11 protein-coding genes are annotated in these 12,260 nt (G+C 43.1%); 3 read left to right on the forward strand and 8 right to left on the reverse strand.

The genetic code is table 11. The annotated features are described in order from the left end of the window. Window positions 1–246 precede the first annotated feature (246 nt). The 6 genes from ABNN70_RS12310 to ABNN70_RS12335 all read right to left on the reverse strand — a co-directional run bounded on the left by ABNN70_RS12310 (window position 247) and on the right by ABNN70_RS12335 (window position 6,782). Window positions 247–669 carry a M23 family metallopeptidase gene (locus tag ABNN70_RS12310; RefSeq protein WP_353949434.1) on the reverse strand — a complete coding sequence of 141 codons (423 nt, stop codon included), beginning with the start codon at window positions 667–669 and terminating at the stop codon, window positions 247–249. Beyond that, window positions 666–1,622, reverse strand: a complete 957-nt coding sequence (locus tag ABNN70_RS12315; RefSeq protein WP_353947944.1) for a hypothetical protein — start codon at window positions 1,620–1,622, stop codon at window positions 666–668. The genes ABNN70_RS12310 and ABNN70_RS12315 overlap by 4 nt, the downstream gene beginning before the upstream one ends. A 249-nt stretch (window positions 1,623–1,871) precedes the next feature. After that, complete coding sequence (locus tag ABNN70_RS12320; protein ID WP_353947945.1) at window positions 1,872–2,825, reverse strand: D-2-hydroxyacid dehydrogenase; 954 nt, start codon at window positions 2,823–2,825, stop codon at window positions 1,872–1,874. A 225-nt stretch (window positions 2,826–3,050) separates the two neighbouring features. Further along, window positions 3,051–4,178 carry an NADH-dependent flavin oxidoreductase gene (locus tag ABNN70_RS12325; RefSeq protein WP_353949435.1) on the reverse strand — a complete coding sequence of 376 codons (1,128 nt, stop codon included), beginning with the start codon at window positions 4,176–4,178 and terminating at the stop codon, window positions 3,051–3,053. Between the two features lie 89 nt (window positions 4,179–4,267). After that, on the reverse strand, window positions 4,268–5,023 hold the full coding sequence (locus tag ABNN70_RS12330) for an exodeoxyribonuclease III (RefSeq protein WP_353947946.1): 756 nt from the start codon (window positions 5,021–5,023) through the stop codon (window positions 4,268–4,270). A gap of 286 nt (window positions 5,024–5,309) precedes the next feature. Beyond that, window positions 5,310–6,782 (reverse strand): nicotinate phosphoribosyltransferase, encoded by a 1,473-nt coding sequence (locus ABNN70_RS12335; RefSeq protein ID WP_353947947.1) that lies wholly within the window; start codon window positions 6,780–6,782, stop codon window positions 5,310–5,312. 202 nt (window positions 6,783–6,984) lie between these two features. Between ABNN70_RS12335 and yidA the strand changes: the two genes are divergently transcribed. After that, on the forward strand, window positions 6,985–7,794 hold the full coding sequence (gene yidA / locus ABNN70_RS12340; RefSeq protein ID WP_129930851.1) for a sugar-phosphatase: 810 nt from the start codon (window positions 6,985–6,987) through the stop codon (window positions 7,792–7,794). A 493-nt stretch (window positions 7,795–8,287) separates the two neighbouring features. Here yidA and ABNN70_RS12345 read toward each other — a convergent pair whose 3' ends face one another. Both ABNN70_RS12345 and ABNN70_RS12350 read right to left on the reverse strand, forming a co-directional pair. Next, a complete protein-coding gene (locus ABNN70_RS12345) occupies window positions 8,288–8,632 on the reverse strand; it encodes a DUF6176 family protein (protein ID WP_353947948.1) in 345 nt (114 codons plus the stop codon). 564 nt (window positions 8,633–9,196) lie between these two features. Then, a complete protein-coding gene (locus ABNN70_RS12350) occupies window positions 9,197–9,598 on the reverse strand; it encodes a DUF4064 domain-containing protein (RefSeq protein WP_353947949.1) in 402 nt (133 codons plus the stop codon). 711 nt (window positions 9,599–10,309) lie between these two features. Between ABNN70_RS12350 and ABNN70_RS12355 the strand changes: the two genes are divergently transcribed. Together ABNN70_RS12355 and ABNN70_RS12360 are read left to right on the forward strand one after the other, a co-directional pair. Further along, window positions 10,310–11,188, forward strand: a complete 879-nt coding sequence (locus ABNN70_RS12355) for a helix-turn-helix transcriptional regulator (protein ID WP_353947950.1) — start codon at window positions 10,310–10,312, stop codon at window positions 11,186–11,188. Window positions 11,189–11,234: 46 nt separating this feature from the next. Then, window positions 11,235–12,233, forward strand: coding sequence for an acryloyl-CoA reductase (locus ABNN70_RS12360; protein ID WP_353947951.1), 999 nt, complete (start codon window positions 11,235–11,237; stop codon window positions 12,231–12,233). Window positions 12,234–12,260: the final 27 nt, after the last annotated feature.

A 12,260-nucleotide genomic window follows, 5' to 3' on the forward strand; every position in this document is an offset into this window, starting at 1 on the left:
ATCGTGACAGAAGAATAATCCTGCAATATCTAAAAATATTTCTGACTTTGTGAAAAAAAAGAAAAACTTGCAGAATGGTGTCGCCGGAAGCTGCGCTTTTTCGAAAAAATTTTATATTTTCATAAAAATAAAGTGAAACTTCAAGCAACAAGGGTATTTCGGGCGTAAAGGGCGTTCCCGTTTTGGACGGCTGCGGGACACAAAAAAGAAGGACCGGCTCAGTCCTCCCTGATTTCATATTACATATTAGTTTAGATAATTTAACGGATTGACAGTTCCCGGATGCGGCGGCGGCGTCCAGGGACCGTTATACAGTTCAAAGTGCAGATGAGAACCGGTGGAATTTCCCGTACTTCCCATGGCACCTATGACCTGACCCCGGGAAACCTTCTGCCCGTTTGTGACATTTAGCTGCGACATATGGGCGTAAACCGAAGTGTAGGTCTGACCGTTTATGACATGGCTAATCATCGCACAGTTACCATAACTTGGCGACACGTAAGCTCTAAATACAATCCCGTCTGCTGTTGCAAGGATTGGCGTTCCTGTACTGTTTGCGATATCAATACCCGGATGGAAACCATTGTCAAAAGACCGGTAGCCATAACTCGAAGAAAGTCTTCCGGAGGCTGGCCAGCTAAATCCGCCAGTGCTCCGTGAAGCACTCAGTGTGGACGGCTGGGCCGGCTGAGCTGGCCGGGGGCTGACTGGACAGTCTTTTTGCTCCCGTTATTGGCAGCAGAGCCAGCAGAGCTGCTGTCTGATTGCGTTTGCGCGGTTTGCGCCTTCGCAGCGGCGTCTGCTTTCTTTTTTTCTTCCTCAGCCTTTTTCCTTGCTTCTTCCCTGTCCAGATCCCCCATCTGCTGTTTGATGACACTTGCCTGTGCGGCAAGAATATCGGCCTGTTCGTTTTTGCTCATAACTGTATCATTTATTTCTGTTTCTTTGACTTTAAGCTGAGCCAGCATACTTTTTTGCCGCTTCTGTTCCCGGTCAAGCTGACTTTTTAATGAGACGAGATTTTCCAGCCCTTTCTTTGTTTTTTCAAGTTTCACCTGAAGTAACTGCTTGTTCTCAAGCTGTGCTTCCTTATCCTTCTTCTGTGCATTAATGATGTTGTTATCCTGATCGGTTATTGTTTTCAGAGCCAGAAGACGGTCAAGAAAGTTACCAAAGCTCTTTGACCCCATAATCACATCAATATAACTGATTGCACCGCCATTTATGTATATCGACCGCAGACGTCCGCGCAGAAGACTGTCCCTTTTCTCAATCCGTTTCGTGATCTTCACAATTTCATTTTTTAATTGAGACATATCCGCCTGATTCTTCGCTACTTCCTTTTGTTTTAACTGGATTCCAGACGATAACTGCTGAATCTTCGTTTGTGATGTCTGTATTCGCTCAGCCAGGTTATCCTGTTGTCTGTCGTTTTCATTCAACTGCTCTTTTGAATCATTCAGATCATTCGTGTTATTCTTCTGTTTTTTCTGGACCGATTCCAGCCTGTCCTGAAGCTGACTCTTCGTTTCTGCCGAGGCGATGTTTCCACTGTACCCTGTCACCAGCAGAGATGAAAGACCGACAGCCAGTGTTACCCGTAAGACTTTAGGTGGTTTCAACTTACCAGACTCCTTTAATACAAAATTCTGTGTGAATCCTATATGTACTGTACTGATACTGATAAACTGACAAACTATCAGATAAACCGTCAAAAAATGACTATATTTTTATTATAGGAGAATTAAGGCCTGTTTTATATTACATTATCATTACGTTACAGATTCATCTGAAAAAAAACAATCGCCGGCGCGCACCGGTGATTGTTCTGTCGTGTCATTTTTTTATCGATCATGATACTTTCGCTTCTCTTAATAACCGAGCTTTCTGTTCACTATATTTTCTAACGGTTCATCTTTACTGAAGTGTTCTAGATTACGAAGAATCAGATCGGAACGTTTTTTTAACTTCCCTGGTCCGACGCCGAGCGAATGAGAAGTAAGAATGACATTCGATAATTTCCAGAGTGGGCTGTCGCCCGGAAGCGGTTCAGTGGCTGTGACATCCAGTCCCGCACCTGCCAGTTTACCTGATGTGAGAGACTGAATCAGCGCCGGTTCATCTACAGTCCCGCCTCGGCCGACATTGATGAACACGGCACCGTCTTTCATGTGTGAAAAACGTTCCCTGTTAAATAATAATTCCGTTTCCGGAGTAAGAGGTAAAATATTTACAACGAAATCACTCTGACCCAGTGCATCATCCAGTCCATTCATATCATAGAGTCTGTTTACAAAATCAGGTTTCGAGCTCAGCGTTCTTCTGACTCCGACAACAACAGACCCGAATGCGTGCAGACGCTTTGCCGTCTCAATCCCGATATCTCCCATGCCAACAAGTGCTACGGTTGCCCCATCCAGCTGAAGCGCGTGAGGCACGACATGCCAGATCTGCTTTTCCTGCTGTTTTATGTAGTCAGCCAGATTCCGCGTGAAAGCCAGAAGCAGAGAAAAGATATGCTCTGCTCCAGACACGCCGAATACACCGCTGGCATTGGTTAAGACGACTTGTTCCGAGAGATTCGGATGTCGGGCAAAATGATTTGCCCCCGCACTGGGCAGCTGCAACCACTGCAGCCGGGGCATCGCCTTCAGTTCATCATCAGATGGCCAGCCAATAAAGGCCTCTGCATCGTTAAGGGCAGCCTGATTACAGTTTGTCGCAGTCAAAAATTGAAATAGCGACCGGTACTTTGTACGGACCTTTTGAAGGACTTCATTAGAAAGTTTAAATTCATCATCAAATCTAAAAACAATCTTCTTCATGGTCTGGTCTCCTCTTAATCATTTTATGTTCCGTTTCGTCCCGCAACATGACCTGGTTATTTTTTTATCATTCTCTTGAAAGTATAATTCAGAGAATACCAGTTTTTCTACTGAAAAGTACTTCAGGCGCACTAAATCAACAGAAGCTCACCAACCAGGTGAGCTTCTGTGACTGTTCATCTTCAATTGTTAAAGTCGCAGGTTTGAAACTTGGGAAAAAACTGTTCAGGCAAGCGGGAACCAGCCGGTTGGTTTCGAAATGATTTTCCACAATCTGTCCGGGACGACCAGTTCCTTCTGTTTATCGACTAAGAGTCGGTCATGGATCTGGTCTATCTGATTGTCCTTTACCTTCTGCGTCCAGTCAGGGTCCATAATGGCTTCTCTCCCCAGGGCAACGAGATCTGCACCGTCATGAAGCCCCGCAACCGCTTCGTCAGGATGATGAATACCGCCTACAGCGATCAGAGGGACTCTGCCGCCAATATAATCCGCAAGCCGGTGAACAATGGTCCCGCTGTCTTCAGGACTACCATATGGTTTGGTTGTGATATCCTGCTGAGAAACATGTAGATAATGAATGCCTCTTTTTATCAGGCCATCAGCAAGCTGGAAGGTGTCCTTAAGATCATAACCGTGATATCTGTGAATTTCTTCCGGAGAAAAACGGTAACCGACAATAAATGAATCATTCGCATATTTTCTGACCACCGACTGTACTTCTTCCAGTACAGCAAAAGGAAAACGCAGACGATTTTCCAGCGAACCGCCCCATTTGTCCCTTCTCTGGTTAAAGTGTGCAGAAACGAATTGTTGAATTAAATAATGATTGGCACCGTGAATTTCAACACCATCAAAGCCGGCGCGTATAGCCTGTCTGGCAGCATATCCGAATTCCTTAATGATGGTTTTAATTTCTTCCTCAGAAAGTTCTGCCGGCACTTCACCAGGGTTAGAGAAAGACGGTACCGCACTCGCGCTGACAGTCTCATTAAAGTTGACAAACTTCTTTGGCGCTTCGCTGCCTCCGTGATGAATCTGCAAAACAGCTTTACTGCCTGCAGATTTCATTACCTTCGCCATTTTTTTCAGTCTGGGAAGCACCGCATCATCATAAGCAATAAACTGATGATCAAATGCCAGACCACCAGGTGATACCGCGATGCAGGCAGAAATAAATAACCCTGCCAGAGATGCTCTTCTTTTATAGTAATCCAGTTCCTGATCGGAAACTGTCCCATTACGGTTTCCTGACCAGGTTGTCATTGGAGCGATTGCCAGGCGATTAGCTAATCTGACTCCATTTGGCAAGTCAACAGGCTTAAACAATTCATCAAATGCCAACAAAATCACTCCCAGATACAATGATCAATTTTCACATTCATTATAACATTATAATTGACAGGTACTGAAACCAGTAAATAATCTGCCTGCCCTATGAGTCAGGCCAGGTCAAGTTCAACAGGACAGTGGTCCGACCCCATCATGTTGCTGAGTATCTTCGCATCCCTGATCCTGCTTCTCAGCCTGTCTGAAACAACAAAATAGTCAATCCGCCATCCGATATTTCGCTGACGGGCATGTGCCATAAACGACCACCATGAGTAGGCCCCTTCCTGCTTTGGATGCAGATACCTGAAGCTGTCGGTAAAACCGGCATCAAGCAGGCGGGAAAAATCAGAACGTTCTTCGATGGTAAAGCCGGCATTTTTTTCATTGCTTTTCGCATTCTTCAGATCAATGGACTGATGAGCAACATTCAGATCTCCACAAAAAATGACCGGCTTATCTGCGTCAAGGTGCTTTATATAATCTGTAAATGCTTTTCCCCACTCCATGCGGTACGAAAGACGTGACAGATCCCGTTTAGTGTTGGGGGTATAAACAGTCACCAGATAGAAATTTTCATACTCAAGTGTAATCACCCGGCCTTCATGGTCGTGTTCTTCGATCCCGATGCCATAAGTTGCGTTTAAAGGCTTACGCCTGGTGAAAATGGCTGTACCTGAGTAGCCCTTCCTTTCCGCATCATTCCAGAATTGCAGATATTCAGATGTTTGAAAGTCAACCTGGCTGCGTTGCAGTTTCGTCTCCTGAATGCAGAGGGCTTCCGCACCGGTCTCTTTCAGCCAGGCTCCGACATCCATCTTGCGCTGCAGAGCCCGGAAACCATTCACATTCCACGAAATAAATTTCACTGTCTTTTCCCTCACTGACTATTCATCTACTCTGTAATGATTCTATTACATGATATCTAAAGAATCAAAACATATCATCTCAGTTTTCAGGCCTGATCCAAAGCTTACTGAAATCAGCCCAGCCGAAAGCATTCAGGCTGATTCCCGCCAACGCCCCCTGAGCCTTGGTTTTTCTGATCCTTCAATTATACTTTCTTTAAACATCAATAAAGGCCCGGAAGCAGCATCCCGGGCCTTCTTGTAAATATGATTTTGCTGTAATCTTATTATGCGCGGGACAGAATCTTCATTTCCCGCTGAATTCATCCGAATAATGATTCAGAAGACCGTGCTTTGTATTCCAGACTTTCTGTGACAGATCCACATAGTAATTATGTGGATTCTCAAAGCGAAGAACCTCGGCCCACTGCCGATTCAGCTGCTGAATGGCAAAAGACCGGATTTCCCTTACCGAAGGGCTTTTATAGCACAATTTTCCATCTTTGAAAATCTGTTTCCGGAGTAATTCTGCCCTGTAATTTTTGAGTGTCTTTTTCTTCCATGTAAATACCGGATCGAACAAGGTCAGTGGTTTTGTCTCATCCAAAGTTTCTTCATGATCACAGATTAGATCAGCAATGGCTTTGTCTTGCTCTTTTTCATAAATACGGTATATTTTCTTAAAGCCCGGATTGGTTATTTTTTCTTCATTTTCACTGATTTTAATTCTTGGCACAACCTTCCCGCCCTTTTCCACGGCGGCAAGCTTATACACTCCTCCGAAAACCGGCTCAGATCTTGCGGTAATCAGCCGTTCACCAACGCCAAATGAATTAATCTGAGCGCCTTCTGCGAGTACATCCTTAATAATGTGTTCATCCAGAGAGTTTGAAATAACGATAATCGCTTTTGGAAAACCAGCCTCGTCCAATGCTTTACGAACACGTTTGGTCAGATAGGTGATATCACCTGAATCGATACGAATACCGAGCGGTTCATGCCCTTGCGCACGCAGTTCTTTGAAGACCTGAATCGCATTTGGTAAACCGGATTTCAATACATTATAGGTGTCGATCAGGACAAGACACTGATCCGGATAAGCACGTGCCCATGCCCGGAATGCTTCCAGTTCACTGTCAAACAACTGGATCCAGCTGTGTGCCATCGTCCCTGATACAGGGATATCGAACATCATCCCTGCCAGCGTATTGGCAGTTGCAGAGCAGCCACCGATCACGGCAGCACGGGCTCCGTAGATCGCACCATCATATCCCTGAGCACGTCGTGATCCGAATTCCATAACCGGGCGTTTCCCGGCGACGCGGCTAATCCGGCTTGCTTTTGTCGCAATCAGTGTCTGATGATTGATCGTAACAAGCACCATCGTCTCAAGGAGCTGCGCCTGTATAGCCGGACCCCTGACCGTTACCAGCGGCTCATTCGGAAAAACCGGATAGCCTTCCGGAATCGCCCAGACATCGCATGAAAATTTAAATGTGGACAAATAATCAAGAAATTTTTCAGAAAAGGCTTTAGTTGACCGGAGATAATTAATATCGTCCTTTGTAAAGCGCAGATTCTGCAGATACTCAATCAGCTGATCCACACCGGCCATGATGCAATATCCTCCGCCGTCCGGTATCCGGCGAAAATACATATCGAAGTAGACAATCTGATCGCCTACCCCTTCTTCCAGATAACTGTTACCCATAGTAAGTTCATAAAAATCAACCAGCATCGACAGATCCCGGTCATTTTTGACATCAAACCTGGATTCCATGATTTCATCCCCCAATTAAGGACACGATTCTAGATTTTATTGTAAGTCGAGTATACTATTGCGCCCGCTGCTTGTAAACGGCAAACGGATTCATGACCATCAAATTCAATGATCCTTACGCTGCCTGATCAAAAATCGGTCATCTGTGATTTGAAGTTGTATACTGAAATTGTTAACTATTTTTCTATTTTGGAGGAAACAAATGATTAAACTGATTGCCATCGATCTGGATGGAACGCTACTGAATCCTGATGGCAGTATAAGCAGGAAATCCCATAGCGCTCTGAAAGAAGCAAAAAATAAAGGTGTAAAAATTGTTCTCTGCTCCGGACGGCCGCTTGCCGGAATCAAACCCTTCCTTAAGGAACTTGGTCTGACAGATCCGGGGGATTATGCCATCACATATAATGGCGGACTTGTTCAGAAAACCGATACCGGAGACGTTCTGTCAGAGAGAATCCTGACGCGTCACGACATCATTTCTCTTTACGCATTAAGCCGGAAGATTGGTGTGCCGATGAATTTTATTGACATGAACAAAGTGTATTGCCCTGATCCTCCGGCAGACCGGCCTTCCTTATACAGACAGATCATGCATGCCCTTCCTTTTGTTAAAGCAGATATCGAACAACTTCCCTCTGATCTGAAAATTAACAAAGTTGTTTACTGTACGGATCAGGCGGCTCTGGATCAGGCAATCCGTTCCATTCCCGCATTTTATCGCAGTCAATATACGATGATGAAATCCAGAACCATCCTGCTTGAAATATTGAATAAAGATGTAAATAAAGCAAGGGGCCTGCAGGTACTTGGCTCTTATCTGAAAATTGCACCCCGGGAAATGATGGCCATCGGAGATCAGGAAAATGATCTGGCAATGATTCGTTATGCAGGACTTGGTGTTGCAATGGGGAACGCCATTATGGAATTAAAGAATGACGCACAATTTGTGACAAAAACGAATAATGAAGACGGGGTCGCCTTTGCCGTGGAAAAATTTGTTCTGTCCTGAAAAACATAATTTCTGATGCTAAACAGGGCGGAAAAAGGGACCGAAAAGAGGAGTAAACATAGTGTGCGAGCAGTGCACTTAATGTTTTTTTTCCATTATATGGATCCAATCCCTCCCAGCTTTTTCTGATCATAAACTCAGGTCACTAAGCAGAGACAAAACAGGATAGAACAGATAAAACGGATAAAACAGCCACTCATCTTCGGCATAGACCGTCAGCAAGAAACCAGTTAAAATGCCTGAGCAAAGAAAAATCGCAACATGTGAACGCCTTTTGATCCATCGAAAAGAATAACCCATCGCCAAAAAAAGCGGAATGAAAGTCAAACTAACCGTGATCTGTCCTACGGAAAAGCCTGCCAAAAAGCTGAAAACATAAATGCCCAAAGCAGAAAACCAATAAATAGGTAATGTTTGTGAATGCCAATCGTTCCGCCTCCCTCCCGGCAAATTTCATGTTAAATAATGACAAGTCGTTGCGTTTTAAAAAAAACTAGATCATACCGGCCCTTATTTGTTCCGGTATCATAACAACTTCCGGTTTCAAATCAATCGGTGAGAAATCAGGATCAATACATTCATCCCAGTATTCCAGATGTTTTTGATCCACCCAATGCTGCGAATTCTCTACTTCCTGTCCTCCTTCGCCTTGCACGGAGAACCAATATAGAAACTCCTGGCCGTCCATACGCTCCCTGAATATCGATTCTACATACATTTTTTCATCTTCCAATGTAAGTAGAACATCCTTCATGTATTGATTGAGAAATTCCATCCACTCATCAACACATTTTGACTTTCCCTGTTTCACTTTGAACTTAGTAAGCTCCACTTTCATTTTTCCTTTTCCTCCATGGCAACCGTTTCAGGTGATATTTTGAGAAGGGACAACTTTTCAGTTTCCTGACAGCAAAAGTGACCGCACTTGTCTTTAGCATGACCGCCCTTCCCTGTCTATCGTTTTACATTCAGGCGACTGCTGCCGTCTTCACCATCCCAACACCCCAATTTAGATGATCCTGCCATTTTCAAATTTTTCTTTATTATATCATTCAGCCTGCGAAATACTGCTTTGAAAGGCGCTAAGGATACAATGAATCACCTGATTTATCCTGTTCGCTCTGATTTTCGAGGAATTCAGCGATACAATATCCCCGCATGAACGCAGTCGTTCTTCCTGGCTGTACAGTCCAGTTTCTTATGTTTCCCCATTGGCGGACGTCTCGCTTATTTTTTAGTCCATCCACACCCCTTGTTTCAAACCGTCGATCCCATCGATAGAATGGAATACCTGGTTATTGTAAAACCCCCTGAAGTTGAATTTTGGCTTCAGGGGGTCAGTTCAACATCAACCTGTATTATGGCAGATGTTGCTGCTTCTTTATCATGGATTCTTCTTTTATCAGACAGTCTGTTCCGGTGCTTTTCTGAGTAATGCCATGAGCCCGGCAATTAAATAGAGCACACCGGGAATAACTAATTCAGGAAGGCTTAAGATTCCGGCCACAATAAAGAGCCAGCCAGCTGCTTTTACCTTCACCTGCTTAAACAGGAAAATCAATCCGATGACTGCAAGTATGATGCTGACAACTGATAGAAAGATCAGCGACTGACCGAGAAAATGAACGAAAAGTACAAATGCCTGTACTTCAGCATCCGTAAAATCCTGCTTTGTGTCCGCTACAGCAATTGTCTGTCTGATCGCCCCCTGATTAATTCCCAGGAAGCGAAAACCTGAGAGCATAGCCAGAACATTGAGTCCGGCTGCAATTAATGACATGGATATTTCTGCTGTTCTCTTCAAAAAAACATTCCCTTCACTTAATAGAATCTACCCTTCAGACAATTCGCATAAGCCAGATATCTTCCATTTTTCAGGCAACACAATGTGATATATGGGATGATTACACGATGGAACCCTTCACTTCCTAATAAAACTATACAATACTTCGCCACTATGTTCACGTATATTTTTAAAAAAACGGATTATGCAAAAAAGAGCGGGAGGAATTTGACTGTTCACCGCTGAATTGGAATTCTATTTATTTGTTCCATCGGCTACTGCCCGATCAGCTTTCTGGAGTGTCCCGTTGTCCCGGAAATCAAGATCCATGAATCACCCATTTTTATACAAGAAGAAATGGAAACTAATACTATGTTTTAACTTTAATTACATATAATGGTTTTAGTAAAAAAATAATTGAGCGCTGATTATAAATGATTACAAGACAGCACTCAATTCTACCCGGATGATTCATTTCCTTTATGTAAATCTAGTGTGCGTATTGAATCAACCAGGCAGGCTGCAATCACAGCCAGAATAAAATATGCTATTGTAATGATGGGGAGCATTAGCAATAGAAGTATCAAAAGCCAAACAAACCAATCACCATAACCCAGATATCGTTCTTTAAGAACAAGATCTTTCACCTCCTTTGCTGTTATAATATTAGCATGATTTAATATCATTATTTTAAAATGTATCATATATTCACATAAATAGGAGAATAGTCATATGGGATATCAATTGGGAGAAATAGTAAAAAGAGTAAGGCAATCTAAAAGATACACACAAAAATATGTATCACAAAATAAAATGTCCCGAACGACTTATGCTAAAATTGAGTCGTGTCAAATGCAACCTACCGTTGGAAAATTCATGCACATCCTGGAAAAGCTGGATATTTCGTATGATGAATTCAGATATATTCAAAATTCTTATTCGCTTAACGGCAAGGAAGAAATCATTCATGATTTTTTTCGACTTTCAACAAATGTTGATAGCAAGCATTTAAAAATTTTAGAGAAAAAATGTGAAAGCTATCTTTCCCATTCATTTGATAATGTCGTTTCTGACATTCAATCAGCATGTAAAGCTCAACTCCTGATTGCATTAGATAACAACTATGACAAAGCCTATTCATTTGCTACAAAAATTTGGAACAGACTGTCAAAGCTGGATAACTGGTACTCCACTGAATTAAAGCTTATAAATAATATATTCTTTTTTTTCCCCTTGGAAACTGGAATCTCCATTGTCAAAAGGGCGTTACAAGAAATTGAACGCTTATCATGTGTAAATGGAAATAATAGTCTTAAACCGGCCTATCTACTCAATCTGACCCTGCTGATGCTCAATAATAATCAAAATTCTGAGGCATATCAATATGCAAAAAAAGCTGTAGAAGAGTGCACTAACGAAAAAAGATTTGACGTGTTATCCCTGGCTTATGCACGAAAAGGAATAGCTTTAACAAACCTTGGAAAAATCGATTCGGGCAGAGCGGCTATTAATAAATCAATCCAGATTTGTGATGCGTTAGATCAGGAAGCAATGGAACAAGCTATCAAGGAAGAAATTCATCAAAAAATAAATGGTGGAATAAGCTTTTGACCAGTGGTTTTACTTTTCTAAGTTTAACGAAATGGGAGGGGTTTTAATGAAACACACATTTAAAGCACTAATTGTTGAAAAAAATGACAACCAGCTTTCAACAGGTATTAAGAAAATTAATCTGAGTGATCTTCCTGATGATGATGTTTTAATCAAGATCAGTTATTCAAGCATCAATTATAAAGATGGGCTGGCAGTGAAAGCGGACGGAAAAATAGTCAATTCCTACCCTTTTGTTCCAGGTATCGACTTGTCAGGCGTTGTTGTGTCATCCAGAGATCCCCGCTTTCATGAAGGAGATCCTGTTATCGCCACAGGTTACGATATCGGTGTCTCCCATTTCGGTGGATTCAGTGAGTATATGAGGCTGCCAGGTGACTGGGTCGTTCCTCTTCCTGATCATTTAACCCTCGAAGAAGCCATGGTTTATGGGACTGCCGGCTTTACTGCCGCATTAGCTGTTCAACGTCTGGAGGATAATGGACTGACACCGGATCAGGGGAACGTTCTTGTAACCGGTTCCACAGGTGGAGTTGGAAGCCTTGCATGTGCGATGCTGTCAAAACTTGGCTATCACGTCGTTGCCAGTACCGGAAAAACATCGGAACACGATCATTTACGGCAGCTTGGTGTATCTGAAATTCTCTCAAGAGAAGCAGTGATCGATGAGCCTGTCCGTCCTCTTGGCCGGAGAAAATGGGCGGCAGCCGTCGATTCAGTCGGTGGAAACACCCTCGCCTCCATTCTTGGCAAAATTCAATACCAGGGCTCTGTCGCTGCATGCGGCCTGACCGGAGGAAATGCTGTTCCGACTTACGTGTTCCCCTTTATATTACGCAGCGTCAATCTTCTCGGCATTGATTCCGTATATTGTCCGATGCCACGGAGAGTAAAAATATGGCATCGTCTGGCCACAGATTTGTTTATCGTGAATAAGTATAATGAAATGAAACGATCTATTTCACTTGACGAATTGCCTGAAAGACTGTCAATGACCAGTCAGGGCGGAAACACAGGACGAACGGTAGTTAGAATTGCAGATTAAAAATTGTTGACTTCACTTGCCTGGTAT

The sequence above is a fragment of the Sporolactobacillus sp. Y61 genome, from assembly GCF_040529185.1.
In the GTDB taxonomy this organism is placed as follows: Bacteria; Bacillota; Bacilli; order Bacillales; family Sporolactobacillaceae; genus Sporolactobacillus.